This window comes from Paenibacillus sp. LS1 (genome assembly GCF_026013365.1).
In the GTDB taxonomy this organism is placed as follows: Bacteria; Bacillota; Bacilli; order Paenibacillales; family Paenibacillaceae; genus Paenibacillus.
This window is the reverse complement of record NZ_JAPDOE010000001.1, coordinates 700,515-718,765: the sequence shown is the minus strand read 5'-3', so window position 1 is coordinate 718,765 and position 18,251 is coordinate 700,515. Positions and strand designations below refer to the sequence as shown.

General features: G+C 47.6%; 15 protein-coding genes. 11 read left to right on the top strand and 4 right to left on the bottom strand.

The window, feature by feature from the left end; all coding sequences use genetic code 11:
- Positions 1–74: 74 nt before the first annotated feature.
- Positions 75–2,654 carry a X2-like carbohydrate binding domain-containing protein gene (locus tag OM416_RS02885; RefSeq protein WP_264926825.1) on the top strand — a complete coding sequence of 860 codons (2,580 nt, stop codon included), beginning with the start codon at positions 75–77 and terminating at the stop codon, positions 2,652–2,654.
- An 80-nt stretch (positions 2,655–2,734) separates the two neighbouring features.
- On the opposite strand, the gene OM416_RS02880 is transcribed toward OM416_RS02885, so the two are convergent.
- Positions 2,735–3,379 (bottom strand): YczE/YyaS/YitT family protein, encoded by a 645-nt coding sequence (locus OM416_RS02880; RefSeq protein ID WP_264926823.1) that lies wholly within the window; start codon positions 3,377–3,379, stop codon positions 2,735–2,737.
- A gap of 122 nt (positions 3,380–3,501) precedes the next feature.
- Here OM416_RS02880 and OM416_RS02875 point away from each other — a divergent pair, with 122 nt between their 5' ends.
- From OM416_RS02875 to OM416_RS02850, 6 genes are all read left to right on the top strand, one after another.
- On the top strand, positions 3,502–4,020 hold the full coding sequence (locus OM416_RS02875) for a GNAT family N-acetyltransferase (RefSeq protein WP_264926821.1): 519 nt from the start codon (positions 3,502–3,504) through the stop codon (positions 4,018–4,020).
- A 691-nt stretch (positions 4,021–4,711) separates the two neighbouring features.
- Positions 4,712–5,794, top strand: a complete 1,083-nt coding sequence (glpX, locus tag OM416_RS02870) for a class II fructose-bisphosphatase (RefSeq protein WP_264926819.1) — start codon at positions 4,712–4,714, stop codon at positions 5,792–5,794.
- Between the two features lie 174 nt (positions 5,795–5,968).
- Entirely contained in the window at positions 5,969–7,018 is a 1,050-nt protein-coding gene (locus OM416_RS02865; RefSeq protein WP_264926817.1) for a LacI family DNA-binding transcriptional regulator, read from the top strand.
- 54 nt (positions 7,019–7,072) lie between these two features.
- Complete coding sequence (locus OM416_RS02860; RefSeq protein WP_264926815.1) at positions 7,073–8,245, top strand: Gfo/Idh/MocA family protein; 1,173 nt, start codon at positions 7,073–7,075, stop codon at positions 8,243–8,245.
- A 69-nt stretch (positions 8,246–8,314) separates the two neighbouring features.
- Positions 8,315–9,040 (top strand): ThuA domain-containing protein, encoded by a 726-nt coding sequence (locus tag OM416_RS02855; RefSeq protein ID WP_264926813.1) that lies wholly within the window; start codon positions 8,315–8,317, stop codon positions 9,038–9,040.
- Between the two features lie 96 nt (positions 9,041–9,136).
- Positions 9,137–10,243 (top strand): Gfo/Idh/MocA family protein, encoded by a 1,107-nt coding sequence (locus tag OM416_RS02850; protein WP_264926811.1) that lies wholly within the window; start codon positions 9,137–9,139, stop codon positions 10,241–10,243.
- Between the two features lie 169 nt (positions 10,244–10,412).
- On the opposite strand, the gene OM416_RS02845 is transcribed toward OM416_RS02850, so the two are convergent.
- On the bottom strand, positions 10,413–11,231 hold the full coding sequence (locus tag OM416_RS02845; RefSeq protein ID WP_264926809.1) for an SPL family radical SAM protein: 819 nt from the start codon (positions 11,229–11,231) through the stop codon (positions 10,413–10,415).
- Positions 11,228–11,812: a bifunctional transcriptional activator/DNA repair enzyme AdaA gene (locus OM416_RS02840; RefSeq protein WP_264926807.1), complete on the bottom strand. Its 585-nt coding sequence runs from the start codon at positions 11,810–11,812 to the stop codon at positions 11,228–11,230. Before OM416_RS02840 ends, OM416_RS02845 begins: the two co-directional genes overlap by 4 nt.
- Positions 11,813–12,004: 192 nt before the next feature.
- Between OM416_RS02840 and OM416_RS02835 the strand changes: the two genes are divergently transcribed.
- From OM416_RS02835 to OM416_RS02825, 3 genes are read left to right on the top strand one after another with little or no spacing between them, the layout of a single operon-like run.
- A complete protein-coding gene (locus OM416_RS02835; RefSeq protein ID WP_264926805.1) occupies positions 12,005–12,985 on the top strand; it encodes a Gfo/Idh/MocA family protein in 981 nt (326 codons plus the stop codon).
- A 30-nt stretch (positions 12,986–13,015) separates the two neighbouring features.
- Positions 13,016–13,786, top strand: coding sequence for a class I SAM-dependent methyltransferase (locus tag OM416_RS02830; protein ID WP_264926803.1), 771 nt, complete (start codon positions 13,016–13,018; stop codon positions 13,784–13,786).
- 12 nt (positions 13,787–13,798) lie between these two features.
- Positions 13,799–14,692: an NAD-dependent epimerase/dehydratase family protein gene (locus tag OM416_RS02825; RefSeq protein ID WP_264926801.1), complete on the top strand. Its 894-nt coding sequence runs from the start codon at positions 13,799–13,801 to the stop codon at positions 14,690–14,692.
- 229 nt (positions 14,693–14,921) lie between these two features.
- On the opposite strand, the gene OM416_RS02820 is transcribed toward OM416_RS02825, so the two are convergent.
- Positions 14,922–15,938: a LacI family DNA-binding transcriptional regulator gene (locus OM416_RS02820; RefSeq protein WP_264926798.1), complete on the bottom strand. Its 1,017-nt coding sequence runs from the start codon at positions 15,936–15,938 to the stop codon at positions 14,922–14,924.
- A gap of 410 nt (positions 15,939–16,348) precedes the next feature.
- On the opposite strand from OM416_RS02820, the gene OM416_RS02815 reads away from it, so the two are divergent.
- A complete protein-coding gene (locus OM416_RS02815) occupies positions 16,349–18,139 on the top strand; it encodes an L-fucose isomerase (RefSeq protein ID WP_264926795.1) in 1,791 nt (596 codons plus the stop codon).
- The last annotated feature ends 112 nt before the right edge of the window (positions 18,140–18,251 follow it).

Sequence of the window (18,251 nt, the reverse complement as noted above, 5' to 3'; positions counted from 1 at the left end):
TATGAAAGCGCCATCATGAATGGGTTCATTGACATTTCATTATCATATTTCACTTGGGAAGGAAGATGGAATTGATGAAAAATTTGCTCAAAAAGGCAACCGCAATGATGCTGGCATTGGCCCTACTTCTTGGATTAATGACAGCGCCCGTTCATGCAGACACACCGCTGTTCACCATCGAAAGCGAAAATGCGCAGCTCACCCCGGATCTTCAAGTGGTCACTTCAATCTATGGACAACCCAAACCCGGATTCTCAGGGGCCGGATTTGTCTGGATGCAGAACTCGGGTACATTAACCTTCACTGTTACTGTCCCGGAAACCGGTATGTACGCGATCTCCACACGATATATGCAGGAGCTCAGTGCTGACGGAAGGTCTCAAAATTTAAATGTGAATGGTGTTACCAAGGGGGCGTACATGCTGCCTTACACGACAACGTGGTCGGACTTCGATTTTGGCTTCCATAAGCTGAATCAGGGTGCCAACACGATCGAGCTAAAGGCGGGTTGGGGCTTCGCTTATTTTGACACGTTCACAGTGGATCATGCGGATCTGGATCCCCTGAATGTGCAGCCAGTTCTGACTGATCCAGAAGCTACACCGGAAACTCAAATTTTGATGAATTATTTAACAGAGGTCTACGGGAACAACATCATTTCTGGTCAGCAAGAGATCTATGGAGGCGGAAATGACGGAGATACGGAGCTTGAATTCGAGTGGATTCATGATCTTACCGGAAAGTATCCGGCAATCCGTGGCTTTGATTTGATGAACTATAATCCATTGTATGGTTGGGAGGACGGTACAACCGATCGCATGATTGATTGGGTGAATAACCGTGAAGGTATTGCAACAGCTTCCTGGCATATCAATGTGCCTCGTAATTTTAATACGTATGAGCTCGGGGACTTTGTCGATTGGAAAGAAGCTACCTACAAGCCAACAGAAACAAATTTTAATACAGCCAATGCGGTAATTCCCGGTACGAAAGAGTATCAATACGTGATGATGACCATCGAGGATCTGGCAGAGCAATTGCTGATTTTGCAAGATAACGATGTGCCGGTGCTGTTCCGTCCGTATCATGAAGCAGAAGGCAACGGCGGGCTGAACGGGGAAGGCGCATGGTTCTGGTGGGCTTCGGCAGGCGCAGAAGTGTACAAAGAGCTATGGGATCTGCTATATACGGAACTGACCGAAACGTATGGCTTGCATAATCTGATTTGGACCTACAACAGCTATGTATACAGTACTTCTCCGGCTTGGTACCCGGGCGATGATCAGGTAGATCTTGTCGGGTATGATAAATACAATACGATCTACAACCGTTATGACGGTTTGTCCGGCGTGCCCAATGAGGATGCCATTACCTCGATTTTCTATAAGCTTGTTGAATTGACAGGTGGTACAAAAATGGTAGCGATGACGGAGAACGACACGATTCCAAGCGTGAAAAATCTGACAGAGGAGAAATCAGGATGGCTGTACTTCTGCCCTTGGTATGGCGAGCATCTGATGAGTTCTGCATTTAACTACCCGGCAACGTTGAAAACGCTTTATCAAAGCGATTATGTCATTACATTGGATGAGCTGCCAAATTTAAAGGTTAACAATCCCAACCCCAGCGCATCCATTACCCCTGCAAACGTTGAATTTGACAAATACACACCCAATCAAAGTGACAAAGCCGTAACTGTGAATGCAAATGGTAATACGCTGACTGCTCTTCGGGCAGGAAACAATGTGTTGACCGCAAATACGGACTATACCTTGAACGGAAACACATTGCTGCTGAAAAAAGCTTACTTGGCAACACTGCCAGTTGGCGAGCATTCGATTGTTCTGGATTTTAATCAAGGTCAGGACCCGGTGTTAAAAGTGAAAATTGTGGATTCAACACCGAGTACGAATGCTTCGATTTCTCCTGTGAATGCAACATTTGATAAAGCGACGAATCTGGAGCAGGATATTAGCGTATCTCTCACCTTAAATGGCCGCCAGCTTACAAGTATCACGAAGGGGAATGCTACGCTTGTATCGGGTCAGAATTATACAGCATCCAGCTCTGCTGTTGTTCTGAACAAATCCTATCTCGCTACGCTGCCCTTGGGTCAGAACGTATTGACCTTTCACTTCAATGGAGGAAATAACGCTGTGCTTACGGTGAACGTAGTAGATAGCACGGTTACTGTGCCAGCAGGGGATTTGACGATTCAAGCTTTTAACGGCAATACAAGTGCATCCACCAACGGAATCTCACCCAAATTCAAAGTGGTCAACTCTGGTAATTCGGCCATCTCGTTGAGTGATGTAAAACTCCGGTATTACTATACGATCGATGGGGAAGAAGCTCAGAGTTTCTGGTCCGACTGGGCCAGTATGGGTAGTGCGAATGTAACGAGCAATTTCGTTAAACTGGCGACTCCAGTTGCCGGAGCGGATCATTATCTTGAAGTGGGCTTTACAAGTGCGGCGGGATCACTGAATGCAGGTCAGAGCGCAGAGGTTCAAGCTCGCTTCTCCAAGAACAATTGGACGAATTATACTCAGACTAACGATTACTCGTTCAAGGCATCCGGTAGTCAGTTCGCAAACCATGATAAGATTACTGGGTATGTGAATGGTCAGTTGGTATGGGGAATTGAGCCGTAAGGAAGAAGCGTGTTTCACGGGCTGGATCAGGGGTTAGACCTCTGATTCAGCCTTTTATTGTGTAGTCGGAGGTACACTCGTTAGACGGAACGTTCTTTTTCACGTTCAGTATGTGATGATGTATCTCTGTCTGTTAATATGCGATCTAGTATCTTTTTCGTATGCCCCATGATGAACTGAAGGAGCAGACCTGCACAACATACGGTTAGCAATGTTCCAAGCCCGATCGGTCCACTGAGCAGAAACGCCAGTATCAAAAATACAAAGTAAATCAATGTTCTCGATATAAATAATGGAGTTCGAGTGAGTTCATGCAGGATTAAGGTTAAGCGGTCAATCGGAATGGGTGCGAAATTGGTCTGTAAATAGATTGCGGTGCCGATACTTATGATTACTAGACCAATGACAAAAGTCATTAATTTGCTGTACCAAACTTCGGGCGTAATCAAGGATTCAGATACATAAAGCCACATATCAATCCCAACACCTGTAATAAATGCGGTGACGAGCCCCAGAAACTCGGGTTTTTGCTGCTTCAAAAGCGCATTGCATCCTATTAACAGGAAAGCAATGATGACTTCCCAGCTTCCTACACTGAGCCCTACCTGATGGGAAAGCCCTACCAGAAGTGCGTCAAATGGTGAGGTACCCAGTTCAGATTGAATGGTAAGCGAAATGCCAAGCGTTAAGATTAGAATACCTGCGACAAAAAGTACATATTTCAATTCATTCAACCTCATCTTCTATATTATGTTGCAAATACAACAAAATTAAGTTAGATTCAATGTAATCCTTTTTTATTGCATTTGCAATAAATAATTAACTTGCTAAAGGAATGTGATGATAGATGACGATACGTATAGAGATATGTACCGTTGAACAGGTGTGTGAACTGCAGAAGATTAGTTATGAGACGTTTAATGAAACGTTTAAAGCGCAAAATTCACCCGAAAATATGAAGGCTTATCTGGAAAAGGCGTTTAATCGGGAACGATTAGAGAGTGAGCTATCCATTGCGGATTCACAATTTCTTTTTATTTACGTCAACCATAAAGTGGCAGGGTACATGAAGGTGAATATCAATGATGCTCAATCTGAGAAGATGGGGGAGGGATCCCTTGAGATCGAGCGGGTGTACATTAAGAAAGAGTTCCAAAAACATGGGCTGGGTAAGGTGCTGCTCCATAAAGCCATAGAAATGGCAACTGAACATCAGAAGAGGAATATTTGGTTAGGCGTGTGGGAGAAAAATGAAAATGCCATCGCATTTTACGAAAACATGGGATTTGTTCAGACCGGAGCCCATGCCTTTGTTATGGGAGATGAGGAACAGATTGATTTTATAATGACCAAAACGATACTGTGACGGTTTATGTAGGGAAAAGCCTGGGATGAAATATGCTGAATGCAGAATTCTTTCAGGCTTTTTTATCTTTTGCCAGAATCGATGAATCATAAAATGGAGAAATTGAAGAAAAAAATTAACATAATAAATATTATGTAAACTTATTATTTTCGATGACCATCATAAGCTACATCTATGGCATTTGTAAAAGTTAAAGTCCTGATTAATACATAAAGGCCATCAAAATTTTTCCGGATAACGATGATAGGACTAGGTTGATTTCAAGGATTACCGTTACAATTTATTAGTTCATTTTTGCGTTTGTAGAGCTAACCGAAAATCGTTTTCGCTCGTAGTCAGTCTGAGATGGTTTCTTTCTTAATAATCACCTTAAAAGCTGTATATACCTTATGTTAAAAGAACTTATTGCGCATGAAATGGGTGTCCAAATTCATCATGTTGAATAATATGGATTTTTATATTTTAAATAGGAATTTATATTAACATTTAAGGTGAAACAATGGACGGATTGGAATGTTAAATCCAGCCGAAAAAGAAGTGAAATCAATTAAAATTTGAATTGGATAAATAAGGAATTAATTGCCGAAAAGGCGCTCCTACGCCGATTATAGATCAATTTCATATGGATTTGCGATGGATTTAGTACCGCTTTCACGTTATGCTTTTGGAAATTGGAAAGGAAGTGGGAAAAATGGAACGCGAACTGGCGTTGGAAATTGTCAGAGTAACAGAATTGGCTGCGTTAGCTTCAGCACCCTGGATGGGACGAGGCGATAAGAACAGTGCAGATGAAGCGGCTACTTTGGCCATGCGCGCCATGTTCGATTCCGTGTCCATTCGCGGCACGGTGGTAATCGGTGAAGGAGAAATGGATGAAGCACCCATGTTGTACATCGGCGAGGAAGTGGGCAACGCTGAGGGCCCTGAGGTTGACGTGGCTGTAGACCCGCTCGAAGGTACAGAAATCGTGGCCAAAGGACTGAACAACGCTCTATCGGTTATTGCAGTGGCGGGAAAAGGTAACCTGCTCCACGCACCGGACATGTATATGGAGAAACTGGCGGTAGGTCCTGCGCTTGTAGGCAAGGTCAGCATTGAAGACCCGGTTGAAGTCACCCTGGAGAAAGCAGCTACTGCATTGAACAAAAACATCTCGGATCTGACTGTGATGATTCTGGATCGTGTGCGACATGAGAGCACAATCAAGACGCTGCGTAAGGTTGGCGTACGGATCAAGTTCCTCAGTGACGGCGATGTTGCGGGTGCGATGGCACCAGCCTTCCCGGAGGCGGGCATTGATCTGTATGTGGGGTCTGGAGGAGCGCCGGAAGGTGTGCTGGCGGCAGCTGCCCTGTCCTGCCTAGGGGGCGAGATTCAAGGTCGCCTGATGCCTGCCAACGCGGACGAATTCCAGCGCTGCCTGCAGATGGGGATCGATAATCCTTACAAAGTGTTAACGATGCAGGATATGATCGGAACGGAGGATGTCATTTTTGCCGCAACAGGTGTGACGCCAGGTGAGATTCTGGGAGGGGTACGGTATCTTGCGGATGATCGGGCCGAGACCGATTCGATTGTTATGCGTGCCAAAACCAAAACAATTCGGTTTATTCGTTCCCAGCACTTCCTGCCGAACAAAGAAGTGCTGCACAAAGTAAGACAGCTGCAATCCACGCCAGAACCTTCGGATCGCATTCCGAGTCATGTGAAAACGTTGGAACAGGCTGAGTTTAGTCAATCTTCCGTTGATCATGGCGTAACAACGACGTTGTGATTGGTCTTCAGTAGTTGCTGAAAGGATGGGGAATGGGTTGAGTCCATTCCTCATCTTTTTTGTGTTAAAAGCATTGACAACGGTTACATGGCATGAGAAAATGTACGCGCGTACATAAATATTGATTTTTAATTATTATATGATTTATTGATGAGCTATAAGGGGGTGAAGTTAATGGCATCTCGTAGAGAAGTGGCTGATCTTGCAGGGGTTTCTGAGGCAACGGTATCCCGGGTGCTTAATGGGGTAGGTCCTATTAAAGAAGAGACGCGCCGCAAGGTCCTTGAAGCTTCCGAACAGTTAGGCTATGTGCCCAGCGCTCTTGCTCGCAGTTTTGCCAGAAGTAAAAGCGGGAACCTTGGTGTGGTATTGCCTTATGTTCCGAAGGCGCATCTGTTCTCGGCGTATTTTTTCTCGGAAATGCTGAGTGGAATTGGAAGCAAAGCCAGAGACAATGGCATGGACCTGCTGGTTATGTTCCGGACACCGGGTGAGGTGATGAATTATACGGATCTGTTCCGGCGTCAGAAAGTAGATGCCTGCATCATCCTTGGCGCCAGAGATGATCATGAAGAACTGGCGGCCATGCAGCAGCTTCAACAGGAAGGACATCCATTCTGTGTGATGAATCAGCACTTTGTGGGCCAATCGTTCACGGAAGTGGATGCGGATCATGTGGAAGGAAGCAGGCTTGCAATACGTCATCTTACGGATCAGGGGTATCGCCAAATTGCTTTTCTCAATGGTCCGGATAGCTATTCCAACAGCCAGGAGCGAATGGAAGGTGTCCGTCTGGGCCTGCAAGAAGCGGGTATGGAGGTGGACCCGAGCCTATTGCTTGAGGGGAATTACAGCAGACGAAGCGGCATTGCAGCCGCGGCAATTATAGCAGATCGGCTCCATGAAATCGACGCTGTATTTGCGGCCAATGATCGAATGGCTATTGGGGTCATGCATGGTTTGCGTGAGCGGGGAATAGGGCCTGCGGATTTTCCGGCATTCGTGGGGTATGACGACTCCGATGCCGCCGAGATGGCAGTTCCGCCGCTGAGCAGCGTCAGGGTTCCATTTTTTGAAATGGGTGAACTTGCAGTATCGAAGCTTATGCATGGGTCAGTAGGTGGAACACCTGAAGCAAATAACCCGGTTGTAGCGGTAACCGAATCAGCTAGAGCGTTGTTGCCTACCGAACTGATCATCCGTGCTTCTTCTATCCGTCAATAATTTATTGGTACACATATTGAAAGACTTTTTATTATTCCAAAGGAGGAAATGACCATGTCAAATCGTCTTCGTGTCGGAATGGTTGGATACAAGTTTATGGGGAAGGCCCACAGTAACGCCTATCGCAGTCTCCCGATGTTTTTCACGTCAGCTCCGTTACAGCCTGAGATGTCTGTGATCTGTGGACGTAACGAGCAGGGAGTGCAGGAGGCAGCGAGCCAGTTCGGTTGGTCCGAAAGTGTAACGGATTGGCGCGAATTGGTGAAGCGGGATGATATCGATCTAATTGATATTAACGCGCCAAGTGATGCTCATAAGGAAATTGCGTTGGAAGCGGCTCGTCAGGGCAAGCATTTGTTTTGTGAGAAGCCTCTGGCCCTGTCCCTCGCGGATTCGCGTGAGATGCTTCAGGCAGCAGAGGATGCTGGTGTCGCCCATATGGTGGGGTTCAACTATCGTTTCTCACCAGCAGTGCAGTTAGCCAAAGATCTGGTGGAGAGCGGACGACTCGGTAAGATATATCATTTCCGTGCGTTTTTCCTTCAGGACTGGATCATGGACCCTTCGTTCCCATTGGTATGGCGTTTGCAAAAAGAAGTGGCTGGCTCCGGTTCCCACGGGGATCTGGGTGCGCATTTAATCGACTTGGCGCGTTTCCTCGTTGGTGAGTTCCAGGAAGTCATCGGTATGAGCGAAACCTTCATCAAAGATCGACCACTTGCAGCCGAAATGACTGGGCTGAGTGCAAAAGGCAGTTCGAATGCAGATGCACCCAAAGGGGAAGTAACCGTCGACGACGCTACGCTATTCCTGGCACGATTCGCAGGAGGTGCGCTGGGCAGCTTCGAGGCTACACGCTTTGCGGCGGGGCATCGCAGTACGAACTCGTTTGAGATTAACGGTAGTCTTGGCAGTGTACGATTTGATTTTGAACGGATGAACGAACTCGAAGTTTACTTTACAAAAGATGAAGAGGACGTACAGGGATTCCGCCGTGTACTGGCGACCGATCCTGCACACAAATATGCCGAAGCTTGGTGGCCTGCCGGACATACGATTGGTTTCGAGCACACGTTCACCCATGAAATGCTGGAGCTGGTGACAGCAATTTCTGAAGGACGCCAACCATCACCGAGTTTCTATGATGGGGTCGCTTGTCAGGCTGTACTGGAAGCGGTAGAACGTTCGGTGACAGAGCGGCGTTGGGTGACGCTTGAAGAGATGTGAGCAAGCAAGACAGCGAAGTCAGGATGAGGTTGAACACAACTAAACTAGGCGAAAGCGAGTGAATAAACGATGAGCAAAGCACTGATCGTATGGGGCGGCTGGGACGGACATGAACCGGAGCAGGTAGCAGCGATTTTTGAACGTATTTTGAAGGAAGAGCAGTTTGAGGTTGAAGTCTCGAATACGTTGGAGTCTTATGCGGATGCAGAGAAGCTGCTGGGTCTGGATCTAATCGTACCATTGTGGACGATGGGGCAGATTGAGCAGGAGCTGGTCAATAACGTATCAGCGGCAGTTCAGAGCGGTGTGGGCCTGGCTGGTCTTCATGGCGGCATGTGTGATGCCTTCCGAAATAACGTGGACTGGCAGTTTATGACGGGTGGACAATGGGTTGCCCATCCAGGTAACGATGGCGTGGAGTATATGGTGAACATGAAGCGCGGCTCTAGCCCGTTATTGGATCATATTGAAGATTTTCAGGTGAAAAGTGAACAGTACTACCTGCACGTAGACCCGGCAGTGGAAGTGCTGGCAACGACTCGTTTTCCAGTGGTGACTGGTCCGCATGCAGCAAATGGACCGGTAGATATGCCGGTTGTTTGGACGAAACGCTGGGGCGCAGGACGGGTGTTTTACAACTCACTGGGACATCATGCAGACATTGTAGACATGAAACCCGTGACTGAAATGATGCGCAGTGGTTTCAAATGGACGGCAGCAGGCAAAGAGCTTGCGAAGTCCCGAGCGGGTGCAGTGAATGAAGTATACACAGGTATGGCGGACAACCAGAACTAATGAGATTGTAGTTTGATAGCACACGTAAAGTCAGTCTCAACAATTCATCCTCAATGGATAAACCATTTCTGATCCACGGCGAAGGGAGCCCCAGGCATGAAAACAATGAAAGTAGGCATTATTGGCTGCGGTAAAATCAGCGGAATATATATGGAAAACTGTCACCGGTTCGAGGTGCTGGAGCTTGTTGCTGTTGCGGATCTTGACCGGAAACGTGCCGAGGAGCAGGCTGCTGCCTATAATGTGCCAAACGTATACAGCGTCGACGAAATCTTGGCTGATCCCGAGATTGAGCTGATCATTAACCTGACGATTCCTTCCGTTCATGCGGATGTATGCTTGCGGGCGCTCGAATCAGGCAAACATGTCTATGTGGAAAAACCGCTCGCAGTTACCCGTGAGGAAGGTCAGGCCGTGCTCGAAACAGCAAAGCGTAAAGGATTGCTCGTGGGTTGTGCACCAGAAACGTTCTTCGGTTCAGGCATCCAGACTTCGCTTCAATTGGTGGAGGAGGGAGTGATCGGCAAGCCGGTAGCGGCGACCGCATTTATGATGAGTCGTGGTCATGAGCACTGGCATCCCGATCCGGAGTTTTATTACGCGTCAGGCGGTGGGCCAATGTTTGACATGGGTCCATACTATCTCACCGCATTGGTCCAACTAATGGGACCGATTAAGTCGATTGCAGGCATGACAGGTAAGGCCATGGAAGAGCGGACGATTACGAGTGAGAAAAAGAGAGGCCAGACGGTTTCCGTTGAAATTCCAACTCACGTTACCGGTCTGTTACAGTTTGAACAGGGAGCCATTGGCACACTGATTACGAGCTTTGACGTATTTGGCGGAAGTGCATTGCCGCCGATTGAGATATATGGCACGCACGGCACATTGCAGGTACCTGATCCCAACACCTTCGGCGGTCCAGTTCGTTACCGCTTGCTGGGTGAACAGGAATGGACGGAGGTTCCGCTTCTCCCAGGGTATCAGGAGAATACACGCGGCATCGGTGTAGCAGATATGGCCTATGCAGCCCATAGCGGACGTGCACACCGGGCGAGTGGGGAGCTGGCATACCACGTTCTTGAGGCCATGTGGGCATTCCACGATTCATCAGATGAACAGACATTCTACCAGATGAAAAGCACGTGTCAGCGCCCGGCTGCATTGCCGGTGGATCTGCCATTGTATACATTGGATAAGTAAGATAGCCATTATTGTTTATGTCATGATAAATAGCCCCTTTTCCTTCAAACAAGGAAAGGGGCTGTTTTTTTATTAAATCAAAAAAATCTGGGGATAACAGCGATCGGAAGGTTGTTCTGTCATCGGAGTGTCCAGTGTAAATATTCTTTAGTTCAACTTATATAGCCATTTAAGGCTCAAATCCCGCCTGACTGATCCAGATCTCATCCTCGGCAAAAAAGTCTCTCATCCGCTGAACGACAATCTGATATGCATCCGGTTGATACCAGTGCTCCATCCCCACTTGCTGATAGAGCGACTCCATGCCGAGTCGACGGGTGCGTTTGCCCTCACTGCCATCGCCCATGAAATAATCGTCAATGCATACACGCTGTACCAGAGGCCGTAAGACGGCAGCAAATTGATCACTGCTGGGTAACACGGGAGCAATCGCAACCTGTGTAGGTATTCCGGCATCCCGCAACTGTTCAAGTGCACGTAATCGACCGGCAATCGGGGGAGCAGAAGGACTGAAATGCTTGCGCATATCGTCCAGGTCCGTCTCTACGGTCATGCTTACCCGAACCCGGTCACCTAACTGCTGGAGCAGATCTATATCCCGTGTAACCAGTGGACTGCGGGTCTGAACCAAGACGAAATCCGGCGGATACTGAACCATCGTTTCAAGCAAAGAACGCGTGATACGCTCCTTGTACTCGGCGGGTTGATAAGGGTCAGTACTGGATGACATGAACAGGGTGACTTTTCCTTTCGTCATGGCACGTTGTAACTCTTTGGCGAACACTCGGGAGGCCTCTTGTTTCACATCGACCCAGCTTCCCCAATCCTCTTTGCGAAAGAGGGAGACAGGCATCTGTCTGACATAACAATAGGAACAACCGAAGGCGCAGCCTGTGTAAGGATTCAGCGTATGTGTATACCCATTAAGGAATCCTGTTCCTTTGTTGAGTAACGTTTTGGGTACTTTGTAAGAAAGGTTGGTTTTCATGAGTTGTCATGCCTTTCGCGGTAATGTGCAGGTGTTAGACCTGTGTGTTTGCGAAATACAGTGATGAAATAAGCTGAGTTGGCTATACCGACATGGCGTGCAATATCGGTGACGTTAAGTCTTGTATTTTCAAGCAATTTCCGGGCTTCGGTAATTCGTTTATCCTGAATATATTGAACCGGTGTGCGGCCTGTAATCCGCTTGAACACACGATGCAGATGATAGGGACTGCCATGACTTACAGTGGCTAAGACATCCAAGGTTAGAGGTTCGGAGTAATGATGTTCGATGTAATCCGTGATCCCGTATATCCACTCCTGATCAGGTACCCGCTCGCCTGTAGGTTTACAACGTTTGCAGGGTCTGAACTTTCGTGCCAATGCTTCTTCAACATGTTGAAATATCAGCACATTTTCAGCTTTGGGTGCTCTGGACTTACAGGAAGGTCGGCAGAAAATACCCGTTGTCTGCACGCCGTAAAAGAACGTTCCATCATAAGAATTATCGTTGTGGATGATGGCGTGCCAGTATTTTTCATCTATAGATTTGGGCAGTATACGATCTTGATCTGGACTTTCCACGGTGATCACCTCACCTCTAATTATACCCTTGATTCGAAGGGATTGACGAAGTTTTAACTTAAAAAGCAAGATATCAATATCTGGGGATATGGCTCCTTCCTTCAATCTGAACGAAATATGAGCTACAATATACAGGATGGTATACAGGTTTAGAACTCAAATGAAATTTATAGATGAAAGAGGTAGGTAGGCATGGTTCGTTTTGGCGTAGTGGGTACCAACTGGATTACGGAAAGGCTTCTGGAAGCCGCAGCACAGGTTGAAGGATTCGAATTGACCGCCGTGTATTCAAGAACTGAAGATAAGGCTAACGCATTTGCAGATAAATATGATGTTGAACACCGCTTCACCGATCTGGAAGAGTTGGCGGCAAGTGATGTGATTGATGCAGTCTACATTGCAACACCGAATACGGTTCATGCTGAGCAGGCTGAGCTTTTTCTCAGAAACGGCAAACATGTATTGTGTGAGAAACCTCTCGCTGCGAATAGCGCCGAAGTTCGGAGAATGATCGATACAGCACGTGAACACGAGGTTCTGCTCATGGAAGCGATGAAATCGACCCTTGTTCCCCAGTTCAAAATGGTGCAGAAGAGCCTGCATAAAATCGGTCCTGTCCGCAAATACGTAGCAGGATACTCTCAGTATTCTTCGCGTTACGACAAGTACAAAGAGGGAATTGTCCTGAATGCGTTCAAGCCTGAACTCGCTAATGGGGCGTTAATGGATCTCGGTGTGTATTGTCTCTACCCATTGATTACATTGTTCGGTGCACCTAACCGGGTTCAGTCCCAAGCGATGATGCTTGAATCTGGCGTGGATGGACATGGTAGCGTGCTGCTGGATTATGACGGGATGGATGCGGTCGTTACATATTCCAAAATCTCCAACTCTCATCTACCAAGCGAAATCATGGGGGAATTGGGCAGCATCATCATTGACAAGATTGGTTCACCGGAACATGCAGAGATACGATACAATGACGGTACGGTGGAGCAACTCACAGTCGAACAAACCCATCCGGCGATGTATTATGAAGTGGAGGAGTTCGTGAATCTGGTTCAGGAAGGCAAAAAGGAATCTGATATGAACACATATGAACGCTCCTATGTTACGATGCAGGTCATGGATCAGATTCGGAAGCAGATTGGGCTTGTGTTCCCTAACGATTGATTCAAGTTCAGGAAAGGAAGCTGAGACGAGATGAGCAGAGATGAGCATAGCAACAATAGAGAGCGTCAGAAGAACAGCGGAGAAGATCATCAGTCCAATGATTCTGGCGGTTTGGAACTGTCACAGATCGTTTTCATAGGAAGAACCTTCGAGGAATATATGAAGATGTTCAACTTAACGGTGGACGAGATTAATGGCAAGTCTATTCTGGATTGTCCAGGTGGAGCGTGTTCGTTCAGTAGCCAGGCGCGCAAGTTGGGTGCTGATCCCGTCGCCGTGGATATTGCCTACGAATACGAGATCGACGAGCTTGAAGTAAAGGGATTTCAGGACATTGAGCATACGATGAAACAGATGGAATCGGTGCAAAGCATATATGTGTGGGATCAATTTGGATCAATCCAGGGGTTAAAGGAAGAGCGAACTCGTGCCATCACAGATTGCATCGCAGATATGAGAATGTTTCCTGACCGTTATGTGGCGTCTGTGCTCCCGGATCTACCCTTTGCGGATGAACAATTCGATCTGACGTTATCCGCCCATTTCCTGTTTACGTATGCGGATCGATTGGATGTTGATTTTCATGTTGCAACCATAATGGAGTTGCTGCGTGTGACCAAACGAGAGGTTCGCATTTTTCCAACAGTGGATATGTCTGGCAAACGTTACAAGCATATGGATGCGTTAAAATTAATACTCGAAGAGCGTGGGTGCACCGTATCCGAAGAACCAACAGCATATGAATTTCAACGGAACGCTCACACCATGCTTCAAATTGTTAAACATAATCGAACAAGATAGGAGGTTTTTTGGATGAATAAAGTTCTTATACTCGGGGGTACACGTTTTTTCGGTAAACGTCTGGTGGATCACTTGCTGTGGGAAGGGAAGTCTCAGATCACAGTCGCAACTCGTGGTAAAACGGATGTTGACTTCGGACCCGAAGTAAACCGGATCAAGATGGATCGTGAAGATCCTGAATCTCTGGCAGAGGTTGCGCAGACAGACATGTGGGATGTTGTGTACGATAATATCTGCTATTCACCGGATGCGGCGAAATCAGCATGTGAAGCTTTTGCAGGACGCACCAAAAGATACGTTCTGACATCCACACTATCAGTGTACGGTGATCCCAGACCTGGATTTAAGGAAACGGATTTCGACCCATATACATATCCATTGCAGAATGGGAGTGCTGCGGATTTTTCGTATGGAGAAGGTAAACGGCTTGCAGAGGCTGTATTTTTCCAGGAAGCGGATTTCCCGGTTGTGGCAATGCGTATTCCAATTGTACTCGGGATCGATGATTATACGAGAAGACTTCATTTTCATATTGAACATGTGCAAAAAGGAAAACCGATCGGCATGCCGAATCCGGATGCAGAGATTGGATTTATTAATTCCACCGAAGCGGCGAGATTTCTCGCCTGGCTTGGACATTCGTCCATTACCGGTCCGGTGAATGCAGCTTCCAAGGGTGCGATTACACTGTCAGCCATGATACATCTGATCGAGACCGTCACGGGCATGCAGTCCCAGGTCCTTACGGAAACTGTAAAAGAGGACATGTCACCCTTCGGAATTGAGCAATCATGGACGATGGAGACGACCAAGGCAGAACAAGCGGGGTATACGTTCGAAGCTCTGATGGACTGGTTCCCGGGACTCGTTCGTGAGGTTGCTCTCGCATTACAGTCGGAGCGGTAGAAATATCGGCATGGATGGAACCAAAATGAAACTGAATGAACCTGACGAACTAACCGATTAGGATGAACGGGTCATTCTAACGAATGAACATAAACAGGGTGCAACGAGAGCGTAATCTCCGGTGCACCCTGTTCATGTTGTACATTTTTCTAATTTGAACGGGACCTAATCCAGATAAGTGGGACTAATCATTTACACGATATTATTTAGTCAACTCTTGGGCTAAACTCTAATTTTGCTCACGTGGAGCAGTAGCTGAAGCACGTATGCGCAGTTCTGATGGTAGAATGACAGTTTGGGCTTCGGAAGGGGCTTTACCCTCAATCCGATCAATCAGCATCTGTACGCCCTGAAATCCGAAATCATATGCGGGCTGTGCAGCTACGGTCAGGAAAGGATCGAAGGCCGAAGCCAGATCCAGATCATCGAAGCACACGACAGAGATGTCTTCTGGCACACGCAGTCCCCGTTTGCGCAAAAGCCGGATGACCCCAATCGCCAGCATGTTATTGGCTGCAAAAATGGCTGTTGGTTGATCCGGTTGAGAGAGTAGTCGATCCAGTCCCACTTCATCGTTGAAATCCCGGTACCCGGTTCGAAGTACAAGCTCGGGATCAATATCTGCTCCAACCTCACGCAAACCCTCTATATAACCTTCCTCTCGCAGTCTGGCGGTAGAAACCTCTGAAGAACCATTGACCAGTGCAATGCGCCGATGCCCCAATTGCACCAGATATCGAATCAGAGCAATTGCGCCTTCCCGGCTATCTCCGGCAATCATATCTGACGAAATGCCAGGTACGGTACGATCCAGAAAGACAAAGGGGATGCGGCGTTCCTGCAACTGTTTCAGATGAGGAAGAGAACGATCCCCCGCAGGGGCATAGAGTACACCATCCACGCGAGTAGACAGAATCGCATCCACGTAATCCTTTTCCTTATTGTAATCCTCGTCACTGTTGCCGAATAAAAGACGGTACCCACGAAGATGGGCTGCATCTTCAGCACCACGGGCCAGGGTTGTATAAAAAGGGTTGGTAATATCCGTAATGAGCAATGAAAGCATTTGGGTTCGTTGAAGCACAAGGCTGCGCGCATTAGAGTTCGGGATGTAGCCAAGTTCGTCGATCACCTGTTGCACACGTTCACGTGTCGCGGAACTTATGCGGCCTGTATGATTAATGACCTTGGAGACCGTCATGGCGGAGACGTTGGCTTTTTTGGCAATATCGTAAATGGTAATCATTAGAATCTAACCTTTCCGCAACATAGTCTTACCATTCTATAGGATAATGCCAATTGACAGCAAGATAGGCTCGTGCTATGTTAGGGTTACCGATAACCCTAATAAGTTCTGAACGTCTTTACTACATAAACCATTTCGTTAAATTCGCTCATGCACGTTCCATCATCTTGAAGAGAGGAACTACATACAAGGCTGATTAATGAAATGGTTTATTGGTATTTTTTTAAATATGTAAACGCATTCAATTGTCGAACTGCTCTTGGTCATCTGTGTATGCAGTCTTGTGTGCCACTCGGGTATCGGTTGTAATTCCGTCATTATCTCATTCCAATCAATGCACATGGATCAGACAGAAGGTTTCTCAATTCAACCCAAACTCTATGAAACGAATTGAAGGAGGACACGCTAGTATGACACATCAGGATTATCGTTATAAGCAGGCTTTCCCCAAAATTGGTATTCGTCCCACGATTGATGGAAGACGCAAAGGTGTTCGGGAGTCATTGGAAGAGCAAACGATGCGGATGGCGACGTCTGTTGCCGAGTTGCTTGCAGCAGAACTACGTTATCCTGACGGGTCCGCAGTGGAGTGTGTTGTGGCTGAGACCTGTATTGGCGGGGTGGCCGAGGCGGCCGCAGCGTCAGAATTGTTCAGCCGTTCCAACGTGGGCGTAACGATCACCGTGACACCGTGCTGGTGTTATGGTACGGAAACGATGGATATGTCGCCATCCACTCCAACAGCTATCTGGGGTTTTAACGGGACTGAGCGTCCGGGTGCAGTATATCTGGCAGCGGTACTTTCTGCCCATGCACAGAAGGGGATTCCGGCCTTTGGGATCTATGGAGAGGATGTGCAGGACGGCGGAGATACTACGATTCCCGATGACGTGCGTGAGAAATTGCTCCGTTTCAGCCGTGCGGGTCTGGCAGCCGCTACCTTGAAAGGGCAAGCTTATCTGTCCATTGGATCAGTATCCATGGGGATTGCAGGTTCGATTGTGAACGATTCATTTTTCCAGGAGTATCTGGGCATGCGCAACGAATACGTGGATATGAGTGAACTCACTCGCCGTATCGAAGAAGAAATCTACGACCCTGAGGAGTATAAGCTCGCACTGGCCTGGGTGAAGGAGAACTGTAGCGAAGGCCCGGACAACAACGCTTCCCATCTACAAACGGATCGCAAACGCAAAGAGTACGAATGGGAAACCGTTGTGAAAATGACCCAAATTGTGCGCGACTTGATGGCGGGCAATCCAAGATTGGCGGAGCTTGGTTTTACAGAGGAATCGATGGGTCACCACGCGATTGTATCCGGCTTCCAGGGGCAACGACAGTGGACGGATCATTCTCCGAACGGAGATTTTCTCGAATCGATATTGAATTCTTCCTTTGACTGGAACGGCAAACGTGCGCCTTATCTGGTTGCAACGGAGAATGATAGCCTGAATGGCGTGTCCATGTTGTTTGGTTCGTTGCTCACGCATACGGCTCAGATCTTCGCTGATGTGCGGACATATTGGAGTCCGGATTCGGTAAAGCGTGTGACGGGACATCAGTTGGAAGGAAATGCGAAGGGTGGCATTTTGCATCTGATTAACTCTGGTTCCGCAGCCTTGGATGGCACTGGACAACAGTCCAGAGATGGCAAGCCTGTACTTAAGCCATTCTGGGAAATTACAGATGAGGAAGTTCAGGACTGCCTGAAAGCAACATCGTGGAGACCGGCATCCGTAGAGTATTTCCGTGGGGGCGGCTATTCAGCGGATTTCCTGACCAAAGGCGGCATGCCTGTAACGATGACACGTCTGAATCTGGTCAAAGGACTGGGTCCGGTGCTGCAAATCGCTCAGGGTTATACGGTCGATCTGCCTGAAGATGTGCATGATACGCTGGATCAGCGGACAGATCCAACATGGCCATCCACCTGGTTTGCACCTGTTTTAACTGGATCGGGAGCGTTTACTTCCGTATACGAAGTCATGAATCAATGGGGCGCCAACCATGGCTCCATCTCGTATGGACACATCGGTGCGGATCTGATTACACTCGCTTCCATGCTTCGCATACCGGTCAATATGCATAATGTCCCTGAAACGGAAATTTTCCGTCCGCGTGCATGGGGATTATTCGGCACAAGTGAGCCGGAGAGCGCAGACTATCGTGCTTGCAGTGTATTTGGTCCGTTGTATCGTTAAAATAAAGTTCCATTCCTGTCAAACGCCATGTTCCTTGTGAAATGAGGTAACATGGTGTTCTCTTGAAAGCTGTGTTCAGACTCAAATACGGCTTATCGCGTAGAGTTAAGGA